This window comes from Pseudomonas sp. KBS0707 (genome assembly GCF_005937945.2).
Taxonomy (GTDB): Bacteria; Pseudomonadota; Gammaproteobacteria; order Pseudomonadales; family Pseudomonadaceae; genus Aquipseudomonas; species Aquipseudomonas amygdali.
Genome location: NZ_CP041754.1, coordinates 4,555,071 through 4,579,521 on the forward strand (window position 1 = coordinate 4,555,071; position 24,451 = coordinate 4,579,521).

General features: G+C 59.0%; 25 protein-coding genes and 1 pseudogene. 14 read left to right on the plus strand and 12 right to left on the minus strand.

The genetic code is table 11. The features are described 5' to 3' along the window. Positions 1-25: 25 nt before the first annotated feature. Positions 26-214: pseudogene (locus tag FFH21_RS21605) on the plus strand (T6SS amidase immunity protein Tai4 family protein); the annotation flags it as partial. A 568-nt stretch (positions 215-782) separates the two neighbouring features. Then, positions 783-1,016: a DUF6124 family protein gene (locus tag FFH21_RS21615; RefSeq protein ID WP_002554991.1), complete on the plus strand. Its 234-nt coding sequence runs from the start codon at positions 783-785 to the stop codon at positions 1,014-1,016. Between the two features lie 41 nt (positions 1,017-1,057). Here FFH21_RS21615 and FFH21_RS21620 read toward each other — a convergent pair whose 3' ends face one another. The 4 genes from FFH21_RS21620 to FFH21_RS21635 form a co-directional block, all read right to left on the minus strand. Further along, on the minus strand, positions 1,058-2,215 hold the full coding sequence (locus FFH21_RS21620; RefSeq protein ID WP_011169402.1) for a phosphatidylserine/phosphatidylglycerophosphate/cardiolipin synthase family protein: 1,158 nt from the start codon (positions 2,213-2,215) through the stop codon (positions 1,058-1,060). Between the two features lies 1 nt (position 2,216). Further along, a complete protein-coding gene (locus FFH21_RS21625; protein ID WP_011169403.1) occupies positions 2,217-2,798 on the minus strand; it encodes a YceI family protein in 582 nt (193 codons plus the stop codon). 81 nt (positions 2,799-2,879) lie between these two features. Continuing rightward, positions 2,880-3,218 carry a hypothetical protein gene (locus FFH21_RS21630; protein WP_011169404.1) on the minus strand — a complete coding sequence of 113 codons (339 nt, stop codon included), beginning with the start codon at positions 3,216-3,218 and terminating at the stop codon, positions 2,880-2,882. Continuing rightward, positions 3,215-4,321, minus strand: coding sequence for a serine hydrolase (locus tag FFH21_RS21635; protein ID WP_004666162.1), 1,107 nt, complete (start codon positions 4,319-4,321; stop codon positions 3,215-3,217). The genes FFH21_RS21630 and FFH21_RS21635 overlap by 4 nt, the downstream gene beginning before the upstream one ends. Positions 4,322-4,634: 313 nt before the next feature. Here FFH21_RS21635 and olsB point away from each other — a divergent pair, with 313 nt between their 5' ends. Together olsB and FFH21_RS21645 are read left to right on the plus strand one after the other, a co-directional pair. Then, positions 4,635-5,390, plus strand: a complete 756-nt coding sequence (olsB, locus tag FFH21_RS21640) for an L-ornithine N(alpha)-acyltransferase (protein ID WP_004656416.1) — start codon at positions 4,635-4,637, stop codon at positions 5,388-5,390. Then, entirely contained in the window at positions 5,390-6,226 is an 837-nt protein-coding gene (locus tag FFH21_RS21645; protein WP_011169406.1) for a lysophospholipid acyltransferase family protein, read from the plus strand. Before olsB ends, FFH21_RS21645 begins: the two co-directional genes overlap by 1 nt. On the opposite strand, the gene FFH21_RS21650 is transcribed toward FFH21_RS21645, so the two are convergent. Next, entirely contained in the window at positions 6,184-6,783 is a 600-nt protein-coding gene (locus FFH21_RS21650; protein WP_011169407.1) for an ACP phosphodiesterase, read from the minus strand. The genes FFH21_RS21645 and FFH21_RS21650 overlap by 43 nt on opposite strands. Positions 6,784-6,947: 164 nt before the next feature. Here FFH21_RS21650 and FFH21_RS21655 point away from each other — a divergent pair, with 164 nt between their 5' ends. Genes FFH21_RS21655 through FFH21_RS21665 form a run of 3 tightly spaced genes read left to right on the plus strand, consistent with a single transcriptional unit; the run spans position 6,948 to position 9,528 of the window. After that, positions 6,948-7,262 carry a helix-turn-helix transcriptional regulator gene (locus FFH21_RS21655; RefSeq protein ID WP_002554999.1) on the plus strand — a complete coding sequence of 105 codons (315 nt, stop codon included), beginning with the start codon at positions 6,948-6,950 and terminating at the stop codon, positions 7,260-7,262. A gap of 28 nt (positions 7,263-7,290) precedes the next feature. After that, entirely contained in the window at positions 7,291-8,457 is a 1,167-nt protein-coding gene (locus FFH21_RS21660) for an MFS transporter (RefSeq protein WP_011169408.1), read from the plus strand. Positions 8,458-8,478: 21 nt separating this feature from the next. Beyond that, positions 8,479-9,528 carry an alkene reductase gene (locus tag FFH21_RS21665; RefSeq protein WP_002555001.1) on the plus strand — a complete coding sequence of 350 codons (1,050 nt, stop codon included), beginning with the start codon at positions 8,479-8,481 and terminating at the stop codon, positions 9,526-9,528. Positions 9,529-9,599: 71 nt separating this feature from the next. Here FFH21_RS21665 and FFH21_RS21670 read toward each other — a convergent pair whose 3' ends face one another. The 4 genes from FFH21_RS21670 to FFH21_RS21685 form a co-directional block, all read right to left on the minus strand. Next, on the minus strand, positions 9,600-10,319 hold the full coding sequence (locus tag FFH21_RS21670; RefSeq protein ID WP_041924624.1) for a hypothetical protein: 720 nt from the start codon (positions 10,317-10,319) through the stop codon (positions 9,600-9,602). A gap of 164 nt (positions 10,320-10,483) precedes the next feature. Further along, complete coding sequence (locus FFH21_RS21675; RefSeq protein ID WP_004656426.1) at positions 10,484-11,335, minus strand: ATPase; 852 nt, start codon at positions 11,333-11,335, stop codon at positions 10,484-10,486. An 84-nt stretch (positions 11,336-11,419) separates the two neighbouring features. After that, positions 11,420-12,412, minus strand: a complete 993-nt coding sequence (locus tag FFH21_RS21680; RefSeq protein ID WP_004656428.1) for an NAD(P)-dependent oxidoreductase — start codon at positions 12,410-12,412, stop codon at positions 11,420-11,422. Between the two features lie 74 nt (positions 12,413-12,486). Further along, a complete protein-coding gene (locus FFH21_RS21685; protein ID WP_004666165.1) occupies positions 12,487-13,386 on the minus strand; it encodes a LysR family transcriptional regulator ArgP in 900 nt (299 codons plus the stop codon). A gap of 94 nt (positions 13,387-13,480) precedes the next feature. On the opposite strand from FFH21_RS21685, the gene FFH21_RS21690 reads away from it, so the two are divergent. From FFH21_RS21690 to FFH21_RS21705, 4 genes are all read left to right on the plus strand, one after another. Then, positions 13,481-14,083: a LysE/ArgO family amino acid transporter gene (locus FFH21_RS21690; protein ID WP_011169410.1), complete on the plus strand. Its 603-nt coding sequence runs from the start codon at positions 13,481-13,483 to the stop codon at positions 14,081-14,083. A gap of 192 nt (positions 14,084-14,275) precedes the next feature. Next, the gene (sodB, locus tag FFH21_RS21695) at positions 14,276-14,857 is read left to right on the plus strand and encodes a superoxide dismutase [Fe] (RefSeq protein ID WP_002555007.1); all 582 of its coding nucleotides are present in this window, start codon (positions 14,276-14,278) and stop codon (positions 14,855-14,857) included. Positions 14,858-15,244: 387 nt separating this feature from the next. Beyond that, positions 15,245-17,296: a bifunctional diguanylate cyclase/phosphodiesterase gene (locus tag FFH21_RS21700; protein ID WP_011169411.1), complete on the plus strand. Its 2,052-nt coding sequence runs from the start codon at positions 15,245-15,247 to the stop codon at positions 17,294-17,296. Between the two features lie 169 nt (positions 17,297-17,465). After that, positions 17,466-18,824 carry an imelysin family protein gene (locus FFH21_RS21705; RefSeq protein ID WP_011169412.1) on the plus strand — a complete coding sequence of 453 codons (1,359 nt, stop codon included), beginning with the start codon at positions 17,466-17,468 and terminating at the stop codon, positions 18,822-18,824. A gap of 125 nt (positions 18,825-18,949) precedes the next feature. Here the strand turns inward: FFH21_RS21705 and FFH21_RS21710 are convergent, their stop codons facing one another. Beyond that, positions 18,950-19,579, minus strand: coding sequence for a pyridoxamine 5'-phosphate oxidase family protein (locus FFH21_RS21710; RefSeq protein WP_004656445.1), 630 nt, complete (start codon positions 19,577-19,579; stop codon positions 18,950-18,952). Positions 19,580-19,785: 206 nt separating this feature from the next. On the opposite strand from FFH21_RS21710, the gene FFH21_RS21715 reads away from it, so the two are divergent. From FFH21_RS21715 to FFH21_RS21725, 3 genes are all read left to right on the plus strand, one after another. Next, the gene (locus tag FFH21_RS21715; protein ID WP_019741827.1) at positions 19,786-21,213 is read left to right on the plus strand and encodes a di-heme oxidoredictase family protein; all 1,428 of its coding nucleotides are present in this window, start codon (positions 19,786-19,788) and stop codon (positions 21,211-21,213) included. A gap of 78 nt (positions 21,214-21,291) precedes the next feature. Then, positions 21,292-22,356 (plus strand): imelysin family protein, encoded by a 1,065-nt coding sequence (locus tag FFH21_RS21720; protein ID WP_011169414.1) that lies wholly within the window; start codon positions 21,292-21,294, stop codon positions 22,354-22,356. 16 nt (positions 22,357-22,372) lie between these two features. Beyond that, positions 22,373-23,479 carry a DUF1513 domain-containing protein gene (locus FFH21_RS21725; RefSeq protein WP_004666170.1) on the plus strand — a complete coding sequence of 369 codons (1,107 nt, stop codon included), beginning with the start codon at positions 22,373-22,375 and terminating at the stop codon, positions 23,477-23,479. 24 nt (positions 23,480-23,503) lie between these two features. On the opposite strand, the gene FFH21_RS21730 is transcribed toward FFH21_RS21725, so the two are convergent. Both FFH21_RS21730 and FFH21_RS21735 read right to left on the minus strand, forming a co-directional pair. Then, positions 23,504-23,731, minus strand: coding sequence for a hypothetical protein (locus FFH21_RS21730; protein ID WP_002555016.1), 228 nt, complete (start codon positions 23,729-23,731; stop codon positions 23,504-23,506). Beyond that, positions 23,728-24,450 (minus strand): lipopolysaccharide kinase InaA family protein, encoded by a 723-nt coding sequence (locus FFH21_RS21735; protein WP_011169415.1) that lies wholly within the window; start codon positions 24,448-24,450, stop codon positions 23,728-23,730. Before FFH21_RS21735 ends, FFH21_RS21730 begins: the two co-directional genes overlap by 4 nt. Between the last annotated feature and the right edge of the window lies 1 nt (position 24,451).

Below are 24,451 nucleotides of genomic sequence, written 5' to 3' on the forward strand. Positions count from 1 at the left end.
CCGAACACAAAATTTCTGACAGTCTCGGGCACTGGTAAAAAAATACCTCGCCAGAGACTACACAAACCCTTTGGCCGAATCCCAGATAAAGGGAATAAAATTCGACCTGCTGAAATGCCTGGACATGTATCACAGCAAGCAACTGGACGCGTTGACGAAGAAGGTCGTTACAGACCCTAATCATACCTACATGCAGAATATCAAAAAGCCTTAACTACTCCCTCCGCGCTTCAAGCCTGTCCAGCAAACGCTGCACAGGCTATTTTCATTGCAAGCACTCTACTCCGCACATTATCTGTAGGGCGGAGACACATCATGCTGACTCAATGTAATCCGATAGCTTTTTAACGTCTCCCCTCGGTGATGTACTACTTGCTGAAATACTGATAAACAGCGCCAGTCACTTCCCCGCCTATACGGCGAACATCCTCAGAAAAACTTTTTCGATAACTCTTGTAAGAATTAACCGCAGGACACCTCCCTTCCATTTGAAGGAAATTTCCGAGAAAATCCCGGCCTCTTGCGCTTGGCTATTCAGGTCTCTAGCCTTCAACGGTCGCTGCCCAATCAGCGATCAGGTTTGGTAGACCTGCTTTTGCTGGCGCAATGTGCCACCTCTGCGAGGCGATCCTTTTCGTCTCGTCTTTATGGTGGCCGTGCGCATGGCGTCTTCGGATGCACCGGGTGCCAGCAGCCGGTCTACCAACTTGCACACGGCCGCCACCTTATCGTTTGGTAGCGATTAGTGACGGCTCCCCCCAAGTTCTGCTGGAGTTGCAAACATGCCCCATAAAATCGTCCCCGACCCGCCCACCGCCCTGTTCACCGTCAACGCATCCGTCAGCCAGGAAGAAGCGCTCAACTACGCTTCGGATCTGCTGCGCTGCATCATCACGACGGCCTATGAGTCCGGCGACAGCACTCAGGGCACCAGCCGTGATCTGGCGTTTTCGGTATTGCACATGGCCGAGATGGCCAAAGCCATGGTTGACCGCTCACTGGAATGCATCGTTTGACCAGATGACAACCCGGGGCCACGCTCGGCCCCGCGTACACCTCAATTACGCTGATCCAGCAGGTTCACCACCAGCCGGTCGATCCACCCCCACAAGCGCTGTTTGACGCGTCGCCACAGTGGTCTGGCCTTCCAGTCTGCCAGTGTGGTTTCGGCGCTCAGGGCGAAGTCTTTTTCGAAACTGGCGACCACATCGCGGGTCAGCCCTGGGTCGAGGGCCTCGAGGTTGGCTTCAAGGTTGAAGCGCAGATTCCAGTGGTCGAAGTTACACGAACCGATGCTCACCCAGTCGTCGATCAGGACCATTTTCAAGTGCAGAAAACACGGCTGGTATTCGAAGACCTTGACCCCGGCCCGCAGCAAGCGCGGGTAGTAACGGTGACCGGCGTAGCGTACCGACGGGTGATCGGTGCGTGGCCCGGTCAGCAGCAAACGTACATCGACGCCGCGCGAGGCTGCCCTGCGCAAGGCGCGGCGAACTTTCCAGGTGGGCAGAAAGTAAGGGGTTGCCAGCCAGATGCGCTTTTGCCCGGTGTTCAGCGTGCGCACCAGCGATTGCAGAATGTCGCGGTGCTGGCGAGAGTCGGCGTACGCCACACGGCCAAGGCCTTCACCGGCTACCGGGGCGGTGGGCAGATGATCCAGACCAAAGTTTTCTTTCGGGCGCCAGGCGAAACGTCGAGCATTGGCGTGAAACTGCCGGTTGAACAACGCTTGCCAGTCAAGAACCAGCGGCCCGGTGATTTCCACCATCACTTCGTGCCATTGGCTGACATCCTTGTCTGGCTCCCAGAATTCATCGGTTACACCCGTACCGCCGACCACCGCCAGCGTCTTGTCGACCACCAGCAATTTGCGATGGTCGCGGTAGAAGTTGCGCACGCCGCGTCGCCAGTGGATCGGGTTGTAGAAACGCAGAATCACACCGGCGTCGGTCAGTTGCTTACGCAGCCCGGCGTCGAAGGCTTTTGAACCGAAGTCGTCGAACAGGCAGCGCACGATCACACCACGCCTGCCCGCCTCGACCAGCGCCCGCACGATGGCATCGGCGAAGGCCCCGGCTTCGACCAGGTACAGCTCCAGGTCAACCTGCTGCTCGGCCCGGTCAATGGCGGCGATCATGCGCGGGAAGAACGCAGGACCGTCGATCAGCAATTGAAAGCGGTTGTTTTCACGCCACGGGAAAATCGCACCGTTCATATCAGCGCGCCGTGAAGATCAGGACAGCCCCGACCGGGACTGACAGACTGACCGCCGACAAGCCTGCCGCGTTGCGCAGGGCATTGAAGTCCGAAACCATATCGAAGTCCTGAGCATGAATCACCAGCGGTTCGAGCGTCACAACCTGAAAGCGGCGCTCGTCGAGGCGCGTCGCCAGCAGTTCGGCGTTATAGCTGTGACTCTTGCCGCGCAGGCTGACGGTCAGTGGTAAACGCAATTCCAGTTGCGCGCCGGGGGCAAGGTTATTGATCGGGCGCATGTCGAGCTGGGCATTGATCTGCGCAACGGGAAACTTGTGTACCTGAAACACCTGCTCCCGCAGGCGCTCGTCACGCAGGGGAATACCGGTGCTAATGGACTCCGTTTCGACTTCCACCTCAGCCAGCCCTTTGGGGTCGACCTTGCCATGCAGCACGAGGAAGCGATGCACCTCGGCAATATCGGCATTTTTGGTTGACGTGAACGAGAGCCGCGACGACTCGTTATCCAGATACCAGTTCGCATGGGCAGGTAACGCCACTGCGGCCAGCATGACCAGCAGCAGGCGATTCATAGTGAGCATGCAGACTCCAGACGTGCAATTGAGGGCCACCTTATCCGCCTGTCTGACCTCTGGCAAACCACGACGTTCGGCAGTAATCCATCAAGGCTCGGATGGCAACAGTCGGCAGCCTTGTCGCTCACCCTGCCACGACGCACTGCTGGTTCGTCCAAGCCCGTTGGCAATGACCTTTTTCTGGCTGCTGCCGTCGATCAGCGCGCTGGGCACGTACTGTTTGACGTAGCCCATGCAATACGCCTCGGAGTTGTTCATGACGTACCTGCACGAGCAGTATTCCTTGGCGGTGTAGGCACTGATGATGGTGGGGAATGCCTGCAGGTTAATGCGGTACTGCCAGGCAAGTAACGCGAGCGCAGCAAGGATCAGCAACAGCAGGCTGCTGAAGGGTCGACGCAGGATGAACATTCGGCGACTGCTCATTGCCCGCCCTCCTTGCCAAAGGCTGCCTGTATGCGCTTGAGCATCTGATTGTGGTCGTAAGTACCGTCGCGGTCATCGGCATAGCGCACGATCACCAGCTTCCGGTCGGGGATCACGTACAGCGCCTGCCCCCAATGGCCCAGTGCGGCAAAGGTATCAGGGGGCGCATCCGGCCACGGCCCCCTGCCGCCATCGGCAGTTCGATTGAGCCACCATTGGCCGCCAGGGACTTCGACGTTGGCATCTATCTGCTCGCCTGCAAACGGCGTCAGCACGAAGTTCATCCATTCCTTGTTGAGCAACTGCCGAGCCTGCCATTGCCCGCCGCGCTGCATCAGCAAGCCGATGCGTGCCAGGTCGCGGGCGGTCATGTAGGCATAGGACGACCCTACAAATGTACCCACGCCATCGGTTTCCCAGACGGCACTGCGGATGCCAAGCGGGTCAAACAGTGCGGTCCACGGATAATCCGCATACGCCTGTGGCCCGACGATATTTTTCAACGCAGCAGCCAGAACCGTGCTGTCGCCGCTGGAATACAGGTACGCCTTGCCGGGGGATTTGGCTGCGCGGTGCTCGGCGGTGAAGCGCGCCATGTCGTCACGCCCACGGGTGTAGAGCATGGCGACTACGGAAGAGTTAAGCGGTGCATATTCGTAATCTTCCTGCCAATTCAGCCCCGAAGCCCAGTGCATCAGGTCTTTGATGGCGATATCGGGGTGCGCCTTGAACGGCGGGTAGAACTTCGCCACTGGATCATTGAGTTGAAAGCGCCCGTCGGTAAACGCCACGCCCAGCACTGTCGCCATCACGCTCTTGCTGATCGACCAGGTCAGGTGCGGAGTTTGCGCTGTGGTCACACCGCCGTAGCGCTCATACACAACTTCGCCATCACGAATCACCAGCAGCGCATCGGTGCGAATGCCCTTGCGTGTGGCGTCGTCACGGGGCGGGAAGGCGTAGGCCTCGAGTTCTTCGATTGCCGCAGATCGCGGCGCAGGCTGAGATGACCATTGCTCTGTCGGCCATGTTTGAGCAACGACGCCCTGGGCACTGAAGCCCAGGATCAAAACCAGACACAGGCGGAAAGATCTACGCGGCATGACAGAGCCTCTACAGAGTAATCCGCATACCGTATCAGGGCTTCGTGACAGTCAGCCATTACCCCGGGACAGGACGCAGAGCGTCCAGAACGGCATACCCACGCGGAGCATGGTCACGATAGTGGTCCTTCGTACGCCGCTCGCTCCTCCCGCTCCACCAGCGTGGAAATGCCCACAGCGTTACCCGTCACACAACCATCACCAAAGCTTCACAGGCATGACACGCCATCTCCCTAGCCTGCAAGTACGGCAAAGCGCCTGGACAAATCAGTCAACCAGCCAAACTCTGCATGGCTGGCTCATGGAGATTCGTATGACCCAGATCGCCCGCATTCGTGACAACACTTCTGAACGTCGTCTTCAGGCCGAGCGCCTGATTGGAGCGCGCGCCCTGCAGGAAGCACAGGCGTTGCGTTTCAGTGTGTTCAGCGAAGAGTTCAACGCCCGTCTCAACGGCGCTGAACAAGGCCTGGATATCGACGATTACGATGTTCATTGCTCGCAAATTGGTGTGCGTGACCTGAACACCGGGCGTCTGGTTGCCACTACCCGGCTGCTCGACCACAAGGCTGCCAGCACGCTGGGGCGTTTCTACAGTGAAGAAGAATTCAGCCTGCACGGTCTGGTTCATCTGCAGGGTCCGATTCTTGAACTGGGACGTACCTGCGTAGACCCGGCCTACCGCAACGGTGGCACCATCGCGGTGTTGTGGAGCGAGCTGGCCGAGGTGCTGAACGAAGGCGGCTACAGCTACCTGATGGGCTGCGCGAGCATCCCGATGCACGACGGCGGCATTCAGGCGCACGCGATCATGCAACGCCTGCGCGAACGCTACCTGTGCAACGAGCACTTGCGCGCAGAGCCGAAAAACCCGCTGCCGACGCTCGATATCCCGAGCAATGTGATCTGCGAGATGCCGCCACTGCTCAAGGCTTACATGCGCCTGGGGGCCAAGATCTGCGGCGAACCGTGCTGGGACGAAGACTTCCAGGTGGCCGACGTGTTCATCCTGCTCAAGCGCGACGACTTGTGCCCGCGCTATGCCCGCCACTTCAAGGCGGCCGTGTGATGAGCCGGGCACGCGGCTATGCCCGCGTAGTCCGGGTGCTGCTGGTCGTGGCGCTCGGCTTGACGATTGCCGGAACGTTCGCGGTTCTGGAACGCACCAGAATCGGTGGGTCGATGGAGCGCAGGCAGCGCTGGAGCCGTTGGTTCATGGCGCGCCTGACCAATGCCCTGCCGTTTCGCGTCACCGTGACAGGTCAGTTGCCAACCCAGCCAATGCTGTGGGTCAGTAACCATGTGTCGTGGACCGACATTGCACTGCTGGGCATGCTGGCACCGCTGTCGTTTCTGTCGAAGGCCGAAGTCCGGACCTGGCCGGTAGCGGGCTGGCTGGCACTGGAGGCTGGTACGCTGTTCATTCGTCGCGGATCGGGCGACAGCCGTCTGATTCAAAAGCAGATGTGCAATCACCTGCAACAAGGCAACGCACTGCTGATCTTCCCGGAAGGCACCACCACCGATGGCAGAAGCCTGCGCACCTTCCACGGCCGTCTGCTGTCCAGTGCCATTGAAGCCGGCGTACCGATCCAGCCAGTGGCCATCGGTTACTCGCGTGACGGCAAACCGGACCCGATTGCCCCGTTCATTGGCGACGACGATTTGCTGTCCCATTTGCGCCGGTTGTTCGCCAATGAGCAGAGCGATGTGCACATTCACCTGCTGACCCCGATTCCGACGGCGGATCAGGAGCGCGCTGCACTGGCGTTCAAGGCCCAGCAAGCCGTTCAGGTGGCGCTGTTCGGTGAACCTGTCACGGGGGAGTCAGTGATCGGTAAACAAGTATCCGGCGAGCCTGCTCAACCGAGCGAAGTGGCTTCGCGCTCGGCCAGGGCAGCCTGAGCAAAATTCTCCAATAGCGGATAGAACTCGGCGAAATCCGCACTCAAGGGCTGGTAAAGCGCCTGCAGTTCCTGCATGCCGCCTGCCAGCCCTTCGGGCCGTGACAAGCGTCGCGATATCCCGCTCAGCACCTGCCCCAGCACCTCGAAATCCCGATACGAACCCAGCCAGTCCTGCGCGGCCATGCGCGGCGCGATCAATGCGAGCCGCTCGGGCAATTGCGGCTCGGCGGCCAGCGTGCCATAGACTTTGCCAGTGAATACGTCCAGCGGCAGATCGGCATAGCGATGCCAGTCGCGAGCCAGACAATGATCGAAAAAGACGTCGAGCATAATGCCTGCATAGCGTCGCCGCTGGGATGGAAAGCGGGCAATGGAAGCCTTGATAAGCGGGTGGCTGTCAGTGAAAGCGTCAATGCTGCGATGCAGCCGAATGGCCGCTTCAAGCTCTGCAGGAAAACGTCCCGACAGCGGACCTTTGACGAAGTCGCCATACAGGCTGCCAAGCAATTGAGCAGGCCGATGCCCGCCGAGATGAAGATGTGCCAGATAGTTCATGCCTGCAAGCCTACGCCGCTTTCAAGGCCGAGGTCTATATATCGATATAACCCGATATAGCGATTTTGCCAGTCCTAAGCACAAAATCATATTTGTATATCGCGAAATACAGATATAAGGTTCGCCCTATCGCGATATATCGCTACACCGCCTGTGAGAACGACATGCCTATCGACCTCGACGACATAATAAAAGCCCTGGCCCATCCGGTCCGCCGAGAAATCCTGACCTGGTTGAAGGACCCCCGCGCGAGCTTTCCTGCTCAGCAATACTCGATTGAACACGGCGTGTGCGCCGGACAGATCGATCAGCGTGCAGGATTGTCCCAATCCACTGTCTCGGCCCATCTGGCGACCTTGCAACGCGCTGGCCTGATCAGCAGCAAGAAGGTTGGCCAATGGCATTTCTTCAGACGCAACGAAGAAGTCATACAGGCATTCGTTCAGGCGCTGGTTGAAGAGCTGAACAACCCGACCTGATTTTCCAACGTTTACCAGGAGCTGCCCCGTGCCTCTTTCGCTACTTATTCTGGCCCTGAGCGCCTTTGCCATCGGCACCACCGAATTCGTCATCATGGGCCTGCTGCCCGATGTGGCGGCTGACCTCGGGGTATCTATCCCCGGCGCAGGCTGGCTGGTCACCGGCTATGCGCTGGGCGTGGCCGTCGGCGCGCCGTTCATGGCCATGGCCACGGCAAAACTGCCGCGCAAGGCTGCGCTGGTCACGCTGATGGGCATTTTCATCATCGGCAACCTGCTCTGCGCACTGGCCAGTGACTACAACGTATTGATGTTCGCCCGCGTGGTTACAGCGCTGTGTCATGGTGCGTTCTTCGGCATCGGCTCAGTGGTTGCCGCAGGGCTGGTGCCTGCCAATCGCCGCGCTTCGGCGGTAGCGTTGATGTTCACCGGTCTGACCCTGGCCAATGTACTGGGCGTGCCTTTGGGTACTGCATTGGGTCAATACGCAGGCTGGCGCTCGACCTTCTGGGCGGTAACAGTCATCGGCGTGATTGCGCTGATCGGCCTGATCCGCTTTCTGCCGACCAATCGCAATGAAGAAAAACTCGACATGCGCGCCGAACTGGCCGCACTGAAAGGTGCCGGTATCTGGCTGTCGCTGACCATGACCGCGCTGTTTTCAGCGTCCATGTTCACCCTGTTCACCTACATTGCCCCGCTGCTCGGCGAAGTCACCGGCGTATCGCCCAAGGGCATGACCTGGACCCTGCTGTTGATAGGCCTGGGCCTGACCGCAGGTAACGTGATTGGCGGCAAGATGGCCGACCGCCGTGTGTCATCCACGCTGATTGCCGTGTTCGTCTCGATGGCGGTGATCTCAACCGCTCTCAGCTGGACCAGCGCCGCGCTGATCCCGACTGAAATCACCCTGTTCCTCTGGGCGGTCGCTGCCTTTGCAGCCGTCCCGGCTCTGCAGATCAACGTGGTGACCTTCGGCAAAGCCGCGCCCAACCTGGTTTCAACCCTGAACATCGGCGCTTTCAACGTGGGCAACGCGCTTGGTGCCTGGGTCGGTGGCAGCGTCATCGCCCACGGCCTGGGCCTGACCAGCGTACCGCTGGCCGCTGCCATGCTGGCAGTGCTCGCGCTGCTGATCACACTGATTACTTTTCGTCAGACCGGCAACCCCGATCTGGCACCTGCTACACATTGATCAATCACGAGGATTCGACACATGACGACTATCTTTGACCCGATCACCATTGGCGATCTGCAACTGCCAAACCGCATCATCATGGCGCCACTGACGCGCTGCCGCGCCGACGAAGGTCGCGTACCCAATGCATTGATGTCCGAGTATTACGTGCAGCGTGCTTCTGCAGGCCTGATCCTGACTGAAGCCACATCGGTCACGCCGATGGGTGTTGGTTACCCGGACACACCCGGCATCTGGTCCAACGACCAAGTACGCGGCTGGAGCAACATCACCAAGGCCGTGCATACCGCTGGTGGCCGGATTGTGCTGCAGCTGTGGCACGTTGGCCGCATCTCCCACCCGGCGTACCTGAACGGCGAAACTCCGGTGGCCCCTAGCGCTATCGCAGCTGAAGGCCACGTCAGCCTGATGCGCCCGATCACCCCGCTACCGACCCCGCGCGCGCTGGAACTGGCAGAAATCGGTGACATCGTCGAGGCCTATCGCGTCGGTGCGGAAAACGCCAAGGCTGCGGGCTTCGACGGCGTGGAAGTACACGGTGCCAACGGCTACCTGCTGGAACAGTTCCTGCTGACCGGCTCCAACCAGCGCACTGACGAGTACGGCGGTTCGGTAGAAAACCGTGCTCGTCTGCTGCTGGAAGTGACTGATGCGGTCATTGAGGTGTGGGGCGCTGGTCGCGTAGGCGTACACCTTTCGCCTCGCTTCGACATGCACGACATGAGCGATGCTAACCGCACTGAAACCTTCAGCTACGTGGCCAAAGAGCTTGGCAAGCGCGGTATCGCGTTCATCTGTGCCCGTGAGCGTGACGCCGAAGACAGCCTCGGCCCGCAGTTGAAGAAGGATTTCGGTGGCGTCTACATCGCCAATGAAAAATTCACCAAGGACACCGCAAATACCTGGCTGGCAGAAGGCAAGGCCGACGCTATCGCATTTGGTGTGCCTTATATTGCCAACCCGGACCTGCCTGAGCGTCTGGCCAGCGACGCGCCTCTGAATGAAGCGCATCCCGAAACGTTCTACGGCAAAGGGCCGGTCGGCTATATCGACTACCCACGCCTGTAACACTGCGCTGCAAACGCAAAAAACCCTGACTCGCAAGAGCCAGGGTTTTTTATCGCCCGTACTTATTGCTGTTAGAATGCAGCCTCAGGCCCGACTGTACCTAGCACATTGCCTTCGGCATCAGTGATAGTCCCGTCCGGTAACTTCCAGCGACCGTCGGGGTAGTTGACAGAGCCATCTGCCATAACCCAGGTCCCGTCCTTGTGTTGAACATCGCCGCCGGGGTGCTCGACCGAACCGTCGGCATGCACGGTGGTGCCATCCAGGTGTTGAACAGTGCCATCCGTGTGCTTCAAGGACTGGCCATCTGCCGCCGCAACACTTCCATTCGGATAACTGACCGTACCATCGGGGTTGAAGACACTGTTTAGCGGGTGGACCAGTTGTAAAACACCGGTGACCGTGTTTATGACTGCCAGCAGCTTGTCCAGGCGCGAACGTGCCTCAGGGGCCGGCGTTAACTTTTGCGCAACGGGTGGTTTGATAACAGGTTTGACAGGTGGCCTCACTGGCTTTTTCACCTTGACCGGGGGTTTCACGGGCGGTCTCACGGGCGGCTTCACCGGACCTGCCCCCTTGACCGGAGGTTTTACAGGCGGCTTTACAGGTGGCTTTACAGGCGGTTTGAACCTCACCGGTGGCTTGACCTGCTGGCGTACCAAATCTTCCGGATAATCCGGTACGTCGGCGTAAGTGGGCAACGGCGTCCTGGAAACTTCGTCTACTCCCTGGTCTGAGTCTTCAGCCGGGATGTAATTTTCGGTCGTTTCTTGCGGGGCATCGGTGTACATTTCATTGATTCCATTCATTGTTGAAACTCCAATTTAGTTAACAGCCAGGCAAGCGTAAGCCTTCCTTCTATTGGCAAGTACATATCTATTTAACGAGTACAAAAAAATGTCAGGAAATTTGCCAGCGGCTATCTGCTATAGACAGCCGCCGGCAAGTCTTGCCTTCAACGACGCGCGTTGAGCTGTTGCGACAGATTCTGGATCTGGCTGGTGAGGGTATTGATATTGCGGGTGACCTGAGCACGAAACGCGTCGAACTCGGCAGTATTGGCCTCTGCTGACGGGGCCGGGCGGTTTTCCTGTTCGCTTTTGAGGACCATCAGGTCCTGCTCCAGGCGCTCGACAGCAGCCGACGGGTTGCCCTGTTTCTTCAATGTCGCAACATCGGCTGCCACGCTTTTGATTTGCGCATCCAGCTTGCCCTGATCGGCCTGTGCGGTTTTCAGATCGGGCAGCGCGGCTTTCAGCGTGGTCAGCTCAGCGACGACGCTTTTGAGCTGCTCCTGCAACTGCGCGCTTTCACTGTGCTGCTGGGCGGTTTGCGCGGCCATCTGCTCCAGGCGCTTGTCGAGACTGCCCTGCTGGCCTTCAACGCCCTCGCGCTGTTTGTCCTGATCCTCCAGTTGCGCTTCCAGCAGCTTGATGCGCTGCTTGAGCGCCTCGCCATCGCTGGACAGCGCCTCGGTCGCAACGACTTTGCCGGAAATATCCTGCAGGCGTCCCGCCGCTTCTTCGCTGATGCGCGCAAAGCTCTCCTGAGTGGCCACCAATTGCTGTTCCATGAGGGAGACCTGCTGAAAGCTCCACCAGCCCAGACCGCAAAAGGCAATGAACAGCGCGCCGACCAACGCCCATAGCGGTCCGGTGCTCGGGCCCTTTACCTTGACCACCGGTGTGGTACGCGAATAGACCGTGGTGCGTTCGCGTGCACCATTGCCCGGCGCGAAGTCGTCATCGTCGTCCTTGGCGCTCAGGCTGGGAACGTCATCGACGTCGTCGTATGGATCGTTGCGCATGAATAACCCTTCAGGAAGCTGTTAAACCAAAGTCGGGCAGTATAACAACAGCGCGTAACCAATCTCACTGTGCCACTACCGCATTCAGATTGCGTGCTGTGCCTGCCACCAGCCACAGAATTCATCCAGCGCTGTCCACAGGCTGACCTGAGGCTGATAATCCAGATAATGCCTGGCGCGGCTGATATCAAGCGTAAAATCCCTGTTCATGACCTGCATGCCCATTCTTGACAGGGTAGGTTCAGGTCGGCCCGGCCACAGCAGGCAGGCACCCTCGTTGATTGCTGCGGCACTGTAGGCCAGTCCGTATGAACGATAACGGGTGACTTGAGGCAGATGCATCTGGCGCATCACATAATTGATTGCGTCCCACAGCGGGACCGGCGTGCCGTTGCTGATGTTGTAGGCCTTGCCCAGCGCCGAGCCGGTTGCCAGCAAGCTGCTCAGCATGGCTTCGTTGAGGTTGTGCATGCTGGTGAAATCCACCACGTTCAAACCGTTGCCGACAATCGACAGACGCTTCTTGCGCTGCATGTGCAGCAAACGCGGGAAAATACTGTTGTCGCCCGCGCCAGTGACGAAGCGCGGCCGCAGGGCGATCACTTCCAGACCGAACTCTTCGGCACCAAAGACCTTTTGCTCGGCCAGGTATTTGGTCGCCGCATAGTGATTATGGAAACGCTTGGGCACCTGCTCTTCCTTGATGCCGCGGTGCGATTTGCCATCAAAGTAGATCGAAGGCGACGAAAGATGAACCAACCTTCGCACCCTTTGTTTCAGGCAGCCCTCGACGATGTTTTCGGTAAGCTGCACGTTGCCCTGCATGAAATCCTGGCGGCGTCCCCACAGGCCGACGGAGCCTGCGCAGTGCACCACCGCTTCCACGTCATCGCACAGCGCCCGCACCAGATAAGGGTCAGCGAGGTCGCCCTGGATGAACTCGGCGCCACGCCTGACCAGGTGCTCGACACCTTCGGCACGACGGCCATTGATCCGCACGCTCATGCCCTGCTCAAGGGCAAAACGCGCAAAGCGTCCGCCGATGAAGCCGCTCGCGCCGGTGACCAGAATCTTCATTTACCGCTCCGTTAACGCATCTGCAGAAAAGGGAAAACCCTGCCTGCATGGATTACACATGATCCTGTTGACGATCAGTCTTCGCTCAGCGGCACCAGCCAGTGAGCCGAATGTTGCGCAAGATGTTCGGTAAGCTGCGTCAAGAGCTGCCCGCCATTGCGCCAATGGTGCCAGTACAACGGCACATCGATGCAGCGCTCCGGCAGCAATTCAAGCAGAGTGCCGCTGCGCAATTGGTCGCGCACCTGCAACTCGGGCGCCAGGCCCCAGCCCATCCCGGCCTCGATCATACGTATGAAACCTTCGGACGACGGGCACAAATGATGCTCGAAGCCGTCCTGAACGCCAAGAAGTGCCAGATAACGATGCTGCAAAAGGTCGTCCGGCCCGTACACCAGTGCTGCCGATCTGGCCAGATTTGCCGGGCTCACGCCGTGCGGAAAATGGCGGGCGATGAATGAAGGACTGGCCAGCGCCCGATAGCGCATGGCCCCCAGCAACTGGCTGCGCGCCCCGGCCACCGGACGCTCGCTGCCACACAGGCAGGCCGCGACCTCGCCTGCACGCATGCGCTTGAGCCCTACGTCCTGATCTTCGACAACCAGATCCAGCAACAGCCGGTGTTGCGTGCAAAACGCGCCGATGGCCGGTGCCCACCAGGTCGCCAGACTGTCGGCATTCAAGGCGATTCGCAGACGCTCGGGCATGCCCTCTTCATCCAGCGCCGGCACCTGACTCTGCAAGTCGCGCTCCAGCAAACGGACCTGCTGTACATGATTGAGCAGGCGGCGTCCGATGTCGGTCGGGCTCGGTGGCGTCGCGCGCACCAGCACCGGCAGACCAATGCGTGCCTCCAGCAATTTGATGCGCTGCGAAACCGCAGATTGAGACAGCCCCAGCACCTGAGCGGCACGCTCGAAACCGGCTTGCTCGATCACAGCCGCCAATGCAGATAACAATTTGTAGTCGAACATCAGTTTTCCTAATGAGCGATGAGTATTATTTGTTTTCCTTATAGCGCTCAACGCATAAGAATCGCCATCTGAATCTGCTCAATGGAACGTCTTTATGTGGCAAAGCTACTTTAATGGCCTGCTGATCGCGGCAGGCCTGATCATGGCTATCGGTACTCAGAACGCTTTTGTACTCGCTCAGGGCCTGCGCCGTGAACATCACGTGCCCGTGGCGTTGCTGTGCATTGTGTGCGACGCCATTCTGGTAGCGGCAGGCGTCTTCGGACTGGCCAATGTGCTGGCGCAGAATCCGACGCTGCTGGCGGTGGCGCGCTGGGGCGGCGTGATATTCCTGAGCTGGTATGGCCTGCAGGCATTACGCCGCGCCTGCTCACGGCAGAGCCTGGAACACAGCGCAGCGGTTGGCAGAAAATCACTGCGCACCGTGTTGCTTAGTGCGCTGGCCGTTACCTTGCTGAACCCGCACGTGTATCTGGACACCGTACTGCTGATTGGCTCGCTCGGGGCACAACAGGACGTGCCGGGGGCGTACGTGGCCGGTGCTGCCAGCGCCTCGCTGCTGTGGTTCTCAAGCCTGGCACTTGGTGCGGCATGGCTCGCGCCCTGGCTGGCCCGCCCCGCCACATGGCGCATGCTGGACGTGATGATCGCCGTGATGATGTTCAGCGTGGCCTTTCAGTTGATCCGCTCAGCCTGACGGGTTTCATGACCTCCAGGCCAAACGCGTTGGAACCTCTATCCCACACAGTTGTTGCGTGGTTAAGCCGCAGACCCGGTGCTATGATCCGGGGTCTGCGCCGCAAAAGAGTAAAACTCCCGGTGCATGCTGTATCTGGCCGCCCGTGATCGGCCGTGCGACTACCGCAATTGACCTGAAAGGAGATAAACCATGGCTTTTGAATTGCCGCCACTGCCCTACGCCAAAGACGCTCTGGTGCCGCACATTTCTGCGGAGACTCTGGAATATCACCACGACAAGCACCACAACACCTACGTCGTGAACCTGAACAACCTGGTGCCAGGCACCGAGTTCGAAGGCAAGACCCTGGAAGAAATCATCAAGACCTCTTCGGGCGGTATCTTCAACAACGCCGCTCAGGTCTGGAACCACACGTTCTACTGGGAATGCCTGGCCCCTAACGCTGGCGGCGAACCTACCGGCGCGCTGGCCGAGGCGATCAACACTGCATTCGGTTCCTTCGACAAGTTCAAGGAAGAGTTCAGCAAAACCTCCATCGGCACATTCGGCTCCGGCTGGGGCTGGCTGGTGAAGAAGGCTGACGGCTCTCTGGCTCTGGCCAGCACCATCGGTGCCGGCAACCCGCTGACCAGCGGCGACACCCCGCTGCTGACCTGCGATGTGTGGGAACACGCCTACTACATCGACTACCGCAATCTGCGTCCTAAGTACGTAGAAGCGTTCTGGAACCTGGTGAACTGGGACTTCGTGGCCAAGCAATTCGAAGCCTGATTCCAGCCTCATCGAAAAACCCGGCCTCGCGCCGGGTTTTTTATACTCCAGGTTTATACCTGTAGTCTTTCCAGATTCGTGTTTAATAAACGGCGTCAGACTTCGACCTGCCAGTCAGGTGAACAGCAAATGTTTTTTCGCCTGCCGCTGTTACTTTGTGTATTGTCAGAAACGCTAGCTGACTCGCATCACGACGTAATTCTTTACAGTGTTCTGCTCAAGTTACCCACCTGGCCACCCGACACACTCAGGTGGCTTGGGCCAGTAGGAGCAAGGAACGCGAAGATCAGCCAGACGCACCGTTTCTGACCACGTCACGACGGGCGGATCTGGCTTTTCGAGGGTCATGGGGCGATATGTCCTCCGACACGAACTAAGGAACGGCCATTGAAGCTGGAACTCAAGAATAGCCTTTCGGTAAAGTTGCTGCGCGTCGTACTGCTTTCGGCGCTGCTGGTAGGCGTCGTACTAAGCTGTGCGCAAATAGTTTTCGACGCCTACAAGACGCGTCAGGCCGTGGCGAACGATGCCGAACGAATTCTCGGAATGTTCCGCGATCCCTCCACGCAGGCCGTTTACAGCCTGGACCGCGAAATGGGCATGCAGGTCATCGAAGGCCTGTTTCAGGACGACGCGGTACGCATGGCATCGATAGGACACCCCAACGAAAGCCTGCTCGCAGAAAAAGACCGCCCGCTGAAAAGCTCTCCAACCCGCTGGCTGACAGACCTTATCCTCGGCCAGGAGCGCAGCTTCACCACGCAACTGGTCGGTCGCAGCCCCTACAGCGAGTATTACGGCGACCTGCGTATCACGCTGGACACTGCCAATTACGGCGAAAGATTTCTGGTCAATGCCGCAATCATCTTCATCGCTGGTGTATTGCGTGCATTGGCAATGGGGCTGGTGTTGTACCTGGTCTATCACTGGTTGCTGACCAGGCCACTGTCGAAAATCATCGAACATCTGATCGCGATCAACCCCGACCGCCCCAGCGAACACCAATTGCCATTGCTCAAAGGCCACGAGAAAAACGAACTGGGGATTTGGGTCAATACCGCCAACCAGCTGCTGGCCTCCATCGAGCGCCACACTTATCTGCGCCACGAGGCGGAGAACAATCTGCAGCGCATGGCGCAATACGATTTCCTGACCGGCCTGCCCAACCGGCTTCAGTTGCAGACCGGTCTGGACAGAATTCTCGAAGATGCGGGGCGTCAGCAGCACCGGGTCGCGATTCTCTGCGTTGGCCTGGATGACTTCAAAGGTATCAACGAACAGTTCAGCTATCAGGCAGGCGATCAACTGTTACTCGCGCTGGCTGACCGGCTACGCGCCCACAGCGGGCGACTCGGCGCTCTGGCGCGATTGGGCGGCGATCAGTTTGCACTGGTGCAGGCCAAAATCGAGCAACCCTATGAGGCAGCAGAGCTGGCGCAGAATATTCTGGATGAGCTGGAGGCCCCGTTTATAGTCGGTGAACAGCAGATCCGCTTACGAGCGACCATTGGCATCACGCTATTTCCCGAGGACGGCGACAACACCGAGAAACTGCTGCAAAAAGCTGAACAGACCATGACGCTGGCCAAAGCCCGCTCGCGTAACCGGTATCAGTTCTACATCGCCAGCGTCGACAGCGAAATGCGCCGCCGTCGTGAGCTCGAAAAAGATCTGCGCGAAGCCTTGCCGGGCAATCAGTTGTACCTGGTCTATCAGCCGCAGATCAGCTATCGCGATCACCGCATTGTCGGCGTGGAAGCCTTGATCCGCTGGCAACATCCAGAGCATGGTCTGGTGCCGCCAGATGTATTCATCCCGTTGGCCGAGCAGAATGGCACCATCATCGCCATCGGCGAATGGGTGCTTGATCAGGCCTGCCGCCAGTTACGCGAATGGTTTGATCAGGGCTTCACCGACTTGCGCATGGCGGTCAACCTTTCGACCGTGCAACTGCACCACGCGGAACTGCCGCGCGTGGTCAACAACCTGTTGCAGATCTACCGCCTGCCACCGCGCAGCCTGGAACTGGAAGTGACCGAAACCGGCCTGATGGAAGATATCAATACCGCCGCCCAGCACCTGCTGAGCCTGCGACGTTCCGGCGCCTTGATCGCCATTGATGATTTCGGTACCGGTTACTCGTCGCTGAGTTACCTGAAAAGCCTGCCGCTGGACAAGATCAAGATCGACCGGAGTTTCGTTCAGGACCTGATTGACGACGACGATGACGCCACCATCGTGCGGGCGATTATCCAGCTGGGTAAAAGCCTTGGCATGCAGGTCATCGCCGAGGGTGTGGAGACGCTCGAGCAGGAAGCCTATATCGTCACCCAGGGCTGTCACGAAGGCCAGGGCTACCTGTACAGCAAGCCGCTGCCCGGTCGGGAATTGCTGGCCTACCTGAAACAGTCGAGAGAGCGTAACGCCGCCAGCCTTTGAACGGCAGTGCTCTTTCGAGCCATCTTGAAACCGACTGTTACAACCTGCTGAATACCTGAACACGACCGCAAAGGCGTTTTGCCTTTACATCGAATGCAAATCTTTCGCATCATGTCGCAGATTTTCTGGGCGCACCCCGCCATCAACTTTATCGACGCAGGATTCCGTCATGATTCGTATGCCTCTGGCAACCGCTAGTCTGTTGGCCATCGCTATCTCTCTCGCCAGTTGTGGCGAAGGCAAGGACAAGGCTGCCGCCCCGGCACCCGCGCCAGCCGCTGCTCCTGCGACTCCCGCGGCGACGCCTGCTGCCCCTGCTCCGGCCGCAGCCGCCCAGACTGACGACGCAGCGGCCAAGGCTGTGGTCGCGAATTACGCCAACATGGTGTCTGCGGTGTTCGACGACGCCGAAGCTGGTGCGAAAAAACTGAGCACCGCCGTCGACGCATTCCTGGCAAAACCCAACGATGAAACTTTGAAAGCCGCACGGGATGCGTGGGTAGCTGCGCGTGTGCCTTACATGCAGAGCGAAGTCTTCCGCTTCGGCAACACTATCATCGACGACTGGGAAGGACAGGTTAACGCCTGGCCCCTGGACGAAGGCCTGATCGACTATGTCGCCAAGGATTACCAGCACGCGCTGGGCAACCCTGGCGCGACTGCCAATATCATCGCCAACACCGAAATTCAGGTGGGTGAAGACAAGGTCGACGTGAAGGAAATCACCTCCGAAAAACTCGCCAGCCTGAACGAGCTGGGCGGCTCCGAAGCGAACGTTGCTACCGGCTACCACGCCATTGAATTTCTGCTGTGGGGCCAGGACCTGAACGGCACCGGTCCTGGTGCCGGGGCTCGTCCAGCCAGTGACTACCTTGAAGGCGCCGGTGCGACCGGCGGCCACAACGACCGCCGCCGCGCCTACCTCAAGGCTGTTACCGATCTGCTGGTCAGCGATCTGGAAGAAATGTCCGGCAACTGGAAGGCCGGCGTTGCCGACAACTACCGTGCCACGCTGGAAGCCGAATCCGGCGAAAGCGGTCTGCGCAAAATGCTCTTCGGCATGGGCAGCCTGTCGCTGGGTGAACTGGCGGGCGAGCGTATGAAAGTCGCACTGGAAGCCAACTCCAGCGAAGACGAACACGACTGCTTCAGCGACAACACGCACAACTCGCACTTCTACAACGGCAAGGGTATTCGCAACGTTTACCTGGGCGAATACACGCGCACCGATGGCAGCAAAGTCAGCGGCCCGAGCCTTTCGTCTCTGGTTGCCAAGGTAGACCCTGCCACCGACGCCACCTTGCGCGCCGATCTGGACGACACCCAGGCCAAGCTACAGGTCATCGTTGATCACGCCAACAAGGGTGAGCACTTCGACCAGTTGATCGCTGCCGGCAACACGGCAGGCAATCAAGTGGTGCGTGACGCCATTGCTGCGCTGGTCAAACAGACGGGGGCTATCGAACAGGCCGCTAGCAAGCTCGGCATCACCGACCTCAACCCGGACAACGCTGATCACGAGTTCTGACAGGTACTGTTTGCGGTAACAACCAATGCCGGTCAGTTCGCTGACCGGCATTTTTTATGCCTGACCGATATGCGTTGCTTTCAACTGCTGAGCGCTGACCATTACAGAAGCGAGTTCCCGGAGCTTCAATACAACGTATCCGCGATGCGTCCCGGCAAAGCCTTGTCATAGGCGTCACCGTCGATCTGCTCGGCCGAAACCGCTTTTAGTATTTGCCCGGCAGTCGGCAGCGTGCTGCGTTCGATGTGCCGGGTTGCATCCCATAAACCGGACCTGATGGTTGCCCTGCTGCATTGGAAGTACACGCTGGTCACGGAGATGCGCAGCACTGACCTGGGCAGTTGGCCGTTCACCTCAAAACGCGACAACAGTTCGGGCTGAACCGATATCTGCGCTGTTCCGTTAACCCGCAAGGTCTCGCCCACGCCAGGGATGAGGAACAGCAACGCGACGCGTGGGTCGCTGATGATATTGCGCAGGGTATCGATGCGGTTGTTGCCGCGCCGGTCAGGCAGATAAAGCGTCTTGCTGTCCTCGATATGCACGAAGCCCGCCTGATCGCCACGCGGGGACGCATCAAGGCCATCAGACCCGGCAGAGGCCAGCACAACAAAGGGTGCCGACTCGATGAAGGGCCGGTAAACCGCGTGAATATGGTCAACTTCCTTGATCATGGAAGGAGGAGCAATCGGGCCATAAAGCGCTTCCAGCGTCTCGATTGTGGTCACGAGCGCGCTGTTTTCCGGGTTATCCATTGATGTGGCCTCTGCTGGGCATGTTGTCTGTGTGTGCTGTCAACTTCGACATGTGCAGCATAGGCAAAAATGCCGGGACCGGACCAGCCTCAGAGATTCGTAACAACGCATTACGTCAGAGCGGGCAAACGATAATCCCTCTTATTCAAACCGCACGAGGCTGATAAGCTTGCACGCCCCGATTTTCGCCTCGTTGCAGGATGTGTATGAGTACGCGGCTCCGTCTATCCCTCGCCTTGCTTACGACTCTGGCCGTGAGTGCATGCGATGACGCCCCGCGTTTCACTCATGCCGAGCCGGGAGAAGCCTTGTCCGGAGGCAGTGCGACGGTCAGGAAGAGCGATCAAAATGCCTTTTCCATGCCCTCGGCCAACTTGTCGCCCGTGCGGCGGCTGGACTTCAGTGTCGGCAACAGTTTTTTCCGCAGTCCGTGGGTGATTGCGCCATCGACCACGACCGCTCGCGACGGGCTTGGGCCGTTGTTCAACACCAACGCTTGCCAGAACTGCCACATCAAGGACGGTCGTGGTCATCCGCCAGAAACTGGCGACAGCAACGCCGTGTCGATGCTGGTCAGGCTGTCGATTCCTGATGACCCGGCCTACGCCGATCTTGTGCAGCGCAATGGCGTGCTGCCTGAGCCGACTTACGGTGGGCAGTTGCAGGACATGTCGAACCCCGGCGTGGCCCCCGAGGGCAAGGTGCGGGTCGAGTACGATGCGCTGGCGGTCGAGTTTCGCGATGGCACCTCAGTCGAGCTGCGCCAGCCGACCCTCCGAATAACCCAGTTGGGTTACGGACCGATGCACCCCGATACCCACATCTCGGCGCGCATAGCCCCGCCGATGATCGGGCTGGGGTTGCTTGAGGCGATTGCCGATGAAGCAATTCTTGCCAATGCCGACCCGGATGACAAGAACGCCGATGGCATATCGGGACGCCCAAACTGGGTCTGGGACGATGCACAGCAAAAAGTCGTCATGGGCCGATTCGGCTGGAAAGCCGGGCAACCCAACCTGAATCAGCAGAACGTGCACGCTTTTTCCGGCGACATGGGGCTGACTACCAGCCTGCGCCGCTTTGATGACTGCACGCCAGCCCAGACCGACTGCCTGGCAGCGCCCAACGGCAATGGCCCGAACGGCGAGCCGGAGGTCAGCGACAACATCCTGCGTCTGGTGGAGTTCTACACACGCAACCTGGGGGTTCCGGCACGCCGCAAGGTCGATGCCCCTCAGGTGCTGGCGGGCAAGAATCTGTTTTTTCAGGCGGGCTGCCAGCAATGCCACACGCCCTCGTTCAAGACCCGTAGAGACGCTGCCGAACCTGAGCTGGCCAATCAGGATATTCGCCCGTACAGCGATTTGCTGCTGCACGACATGGGCGAAGGGCTGGCCGATAACCGTACCGAGTTCCAGGCCACTGGCCGCGAGTGGCGCACGCCTCCACTGTGGGGGCTGGGCCTGACCGGCGCGGTGAGCGGGCACACCCAACTGTTGCACGATGGTCGCGCCCGCAATGTACTTGAGGCGATACTGTGGCATGGCGGCGAAGCCCAGGCAGCGCAGCGGCAGGTTCTTGCATTTGACGCGCAACAGCGTGAAGCGCTGTTGGCGTTTCTGAATTCGTTATGATTGCTCTCATTCCAGAATCGTCTCGTTCAACATTATTTTTTCAAAATCATCTTTCGAAAATAAAATAAGGAGCCGGACATGTTCCGACCCAAGTTGTTGCTGACCAGCCTTGCGGCGCTTGCATTGGGTGCCTGCTCGCCATCCGACCCTCAGGCGGTCACGTCCGCAGCCATTGCCAAACAGGTAATCCTGCCGACCTACAGCCGTTGGGTCGATGCTGATCGTCAGTTGGCAACCAGCGCACTGGCGTTCTGTCAGGGCAAGACTGATCTGGCCACAGCACGCGCCGACTTTCTCAAGGCGCAGAAGACCTGGGCCGAGCTGCAACCGCTGCTGATCGGCCCTCTGGCCGAGGGCAATCGCGCCTGGCAAATACAGTTCTGGCCAGACAAGAAGAACCTGGTTGGCCGGCAGGTCGAGCAACTGGTGACGGCACAGCCGCAGATCACTGCTCAGGAGCTGTCCAAGGCCAGCGTCGTGGTGCAAGGTTTGTCCGCTTACGAATACATTCTGTTCGACGCGGAAATCGACATGGCCAATACCGAACAGAAAGCCCGCTACTGCCCGCTGCTGATGGCAATCGGCGAGCGTCAAAAGCAGCTTGCCGAGGAAATCCTCAGCAGCTGGAACAGTACCGACGGCATGCTTGCGCAACTGAGCAAATTCCCCAACCAGCGCTACGCAGATTCTCATGAAGCCATCGCCGAACTGCTGCGGGTTCAGGTCACGGCCCTCGACAGTCTGAAGAAGAAACTGGGCACGCCACTGGGTCGCCAGAGCAAGGGCCAGCCGCAACCCTTCCAGGCAGATGCATGGCGCAGCAAATCGTCGCTCAGCAGCCTGGAAGCCAGCCTGATCAGCGCCGAAACGGTCTGGACCGGTGTCGACAACAAGGGCCTGCGCAGCTTGCTGCCCGCCGAGCAGAAACCGCTGGCTGACAAAATCAATGCGGCCTACGCTACCAGCCGCAAATTACTGTCGGAACTCAAGCCGCCGCTCGCCGACCTGCTGGCCACCGAAACAGGACGTCAGCAACTCAATGCGTTCTACGACAGCCTCAATGCGGTGCACCGCCTGCACGAAGGCGAGCTGGCCAAGGCATTGGGCATTCAGTTGGGCTTCAACGCCAACGACGGCGATTGATCAAGAGGTACACGTGATGTTGCGACGTCAGGCCATGGCCCTCGGCAGTCTCTTGCTCAGCGCTTTCACGCTGGGCGGCTGGACGCTGTTCAGGCAAAAAGACGCACCCCCTCTGCTGCTCTCCGCTCGCGACGATGGCGAAGGCAAACACTACGCGGTGGGTTTCCGGCTCGACGGAACGCAGGTATTTGCCACCCGGGTGGGCCAGCGCTGCCACGACATCATCAATCATCCCGATCTGCCGATTGCGGTGTTCATCGCACGTCGTCCAGGTACTGAAAGCTATCTGATCGATTTGCGCGATGGCCGCTTGCTGCAAACCATCGCTTCGCAGCCGAACCGACACTTCTATGGTCATGCGGTGATTCACCGCGGCGGCGAATGGCTGTATGCGACGGAAAACGACACCCTTGACCCAGGCCGAGGGCTACTGGGCGTCTATCGATTCGTTGATCAGCGACTGGTGCACTCGGCTGAAATCCCTACGCACGGTATCGGTCCGCATCAGGTTTCGTGGATGCCGGATGGCGAAACGCTGGTGGTCGCGAACGGCGGTATTCGCACCGAAGCGGAAAGCCGGGTAGAGATGAACCTGAATGCCATGCAGCCCAGCCTGGTGATCATGCAGCGTGACGGTACATTGCTGAGCAAGGAGACTCTTTCCCAGCAGATGAACAGCGTGCGTCACATGGGCATCGCCAGCGACGGCACCATCGTGGCAGGCCAGCAGTTCATGGGCGACAGCCACGAAGTAGCCGAGTTGCTGGCAATCAAACGGCCGGGGCAGCCCTTTCAGGCCTTTCCGGTGGCAGAAGAACAACTGCGGGCGATGGCTCATTACACTGCAAGCGTTGCAGTGCATAGTGATCTGCGCCTGGTAGCCCTGACAGCGCCGCGTGGCAACCGGTTCTTTATCTGGGATCTGGACAGCGGTGCATTGAAGCTGGATGCGCCGCTACCAGACTGCGCAGGCGTGGGTGCGGTAGCTGATGGGTTTGTCGTGACTTCGGGCCAAGGGCGTTGCCGCTTCTATGATTGTCGCAAAGCGCAACTGCTGGCCAAACCGTTGGACCTGCCAGCAGGGCTATGGGACAACCACCTTCATCTGGCTCAAGCAGGATAGTCAGAAGTCAGGCAGCAAAACGCCTCAGTTCCTGACCCCAGCCCCTTGCGCCAGGCTGTACATGAACAGCAACAGGTCATGATCAGGCTGCACGCTCACCAGACTCTTGGCCACACGCGGCAACGGGCAATATCCCTCGCCGTGCTGTGTCGTGAGTATCTGGGTAGACGGTTGTTCAAGCGCTGCCACTGCGACGGTGGCAATTGCCAATGCACCGAAGATAAACAGACCTCTTGCCATTTCTAGCTTCATGACTCTAAACCTTTGATAGAGCTGCCAAACGCTGCCTGATAAAAGTAGATCAACTTTTGCCAGTCTGCAGCGCTGAATGACGAATGGCGTCGTAGCTGTTTCATATCATGCTGGGCCGCCCCTTGCGCTGTCAGGCGGCGCCGGCCTTTTTCGAGGTCCAGCAAGGCAACCTCGACTTTGGCATCCGGCCCCTCACCGGTCACACGTACAAATATGTGCTTGATATACAGGCAGCTATGCTGCCAGCGGCCAAGGTGCATGCGGGCCAGGGTGGCCGCCACTTCCTTGAGCACGAGCTCATAGAACAGCTCGCCATGCCGCTCGCGTCCTCCGCCAGCCTGCCACTTTTCTATCTCTTCGAAACCTTCCAGCGCAACCGTGACCAGCAATGCCCGCCAGGCATTGTCCTCGCCACGCTCGGCACCACAAAACACCACTTCCGGCACGACTACGCCAAGCTTGCGCAGACCTTCAAGCGCTTCACGCTCACGCAATACAGTCGGTCGCCCCAAAGGGTGCAGCAAACTGCGGTATATATGCCCTGTCTGACGCTTGGCATAAAGCGTTTGCCCGTTGTCCATCGTGAGCCGCTGTACACCACTTTCTCCACCTCGACGGGAATTGGGTTCTTCAACCCATTCGCCGTGCTGACTCCAGAAATGGTTGAACTCATCCTGCACCGAGTTCATAACTGGCTCTTTCAAGGACTGCAAACCCATC

Excerpts from the sequence above, each read along its gene's own strand:
- FFH21_RS21615 (WP_002554991.1), top strand. The coding sequence starts at position 783 with ATGCCCCATAAAATCGTCCCCGACCCGCCCACCGCCCTGTTCACCGTC.
- FFH21_RS21620 (WP_011169402.1), bottom strand. The coding sequence starts at position 2,215 with ATGAACGGTGCGATTTTCCCGTGGCGTGAAAACAACCGCTTTCAATTG.
- FFH21_RS21625 (WP_011169403.1), bottom strand. The coding sequence starts at position 2,798 with ATGCTCACTATGAATCGCCTGCTGCTGGTCATGCTGGCCGCAGTGGCG.
- FFH21_RS21630 (WP_011169404.1), bottom strand. The coding sequence starts at position 3,218 with ATGAGCAGTCGCCGAATGTTCATCCTGCGTCGACCCTTCAGCAGCCTG.
- FFH21_RS21635 (WP_004666162.1), bottom strand. The coding sequence starts at position 4,321 with ATGCCGCGTAGATCTTTCCGCCTGTGTCTGGTTTTGATCCTGGGCTTC.
- olsB (WP_004656416.1), top strand. The coding sequence starts at position 4,635 with ATGACCCAGATCGCCCGCATTCGTGACAACACTTCTGAACGTCGTCTT.
- FFH21_RS21645 (WP_011169406.1), top strand. The coding sequence starts at position 5,390 with ATGAGCCGGGCACGCGGCTATGCCCGCGTAGTCCGGGTGCTGCTGGTC.
- FFH21_RS21650 (WP_011169407.1), bottom strand. The coding sequence starts at position 6,783 with ATGAACTATCTGGCACATCTTCATCTCGGCGGGCATCGGCCTGCTCAA.
- FFH21_RS21655 (WP_002554999.1), top strand. The coding sequence starts at position 6,948 with ATGCCTATCGACCTCGACGACATAATAAAAGCCCTGGCCCATCCGGTC.
- FFH21_RS21665 (WP_002555001.1), top strand. The coding sequence starts at position 8,479 with ATGACGACTATCTTTGACCCGATCACCATTGGCGATCTGCAACTGCCA.
- FFH21_RS21670 (WP_041924624.1), bottom strand. The coding sequence starts at position 10,319 with ATGTACACCGATGCCCCGCAAGAAACGACCGAAAATTACATCCCGGCT.
- FFH21_RS21675 (WP_004656426.1), bottom strand. The coding sequence starts at position 11,335 with ATGCGCAACGATCCATACGACGACGTCGATGACGTTCCCAGCCTGAGC.
- FFH21_RS21680 (WP_004656428.1), bottom strand. The coding sequence starts at position 12,412 with ATGAAGATTCTGGTCACCGGCGCGAGCGGCTTCATCGGCGGACGCTTT.
- FFH21_RS21685 (WP_004666165.1), bottom strand. The coding sequence starts at position 13,386 with ATGTTCGACTACAAATTGTTATCTGCATTGGCGGCTGTGATCGAGCAA.
- FFH21_RS21690 (WP_011169410.1), top strand. The coding sequence starts at position 13,481 with ATGTGGCAAAGCTACTTTAATGGCCTGCTGATCGCGGCAGGCCTGATC.
- sodB (WP_002555007.1), top strand. The coding sequence starts at position 14,276 with ATGGCTTTTGAATTGCCGCCACTGCCCTACGCCAAAGACGCTCTGGTG.
- FFH21_RS21705 (WP_011169412.1), top strand. The coding sequence starts at position 17,466 with ATGATTCGTATGCCTCTGGCAACCGCTAGTCTGTTGGCCATCGCTATC.
- FFH21_RS21710 (WP_004656445.1), bottom strand. The coding sequence starts at position 19,579 with ATGGATAACCCGGAAAACAGCGCGCTCGTGACCACAATCGAGACGCTG.
- FFH21_RS21715 (WP_019741827.1), top strand. The coding sequence starts at position 19,786 with ATGAGTACGCGGCTCCGTCTATCCCTCGCCTTGCTTACGACTCTGGCC.
- FFH21_RS21720 (WP_011169414.1), top strand. The coding sequence starts at position 21,292 with ATGTTCCGACCCAAGTTGTTGCTGACCAGCCTTGCGGCGCTTGCATTG.
- FFH21_RS21725 (WP_004666170.1), top strand. The coding sequence starts at position 22,373 with ATGTTGCGACGTCAGGCCATGGCCCTCGGCAGTCTCTTGCTCAGCGCT.
- FFH21_RS21730 (WP_002555016.1), bottom strand. The coding sequence starts at position 23,731 with ATGAAGCTAGAAATGGCAAGAGGTCTGTTTATCTTCGGTGCATTGGCA.
- FFH21_RS21735 (WP_011169415.1), bottom strand. The coding sequence starts at position 24,450 with ATGGGTTTGCAGTCCTTGAAAGAGCCAGTTATGAACTCGGTGCAGGAT.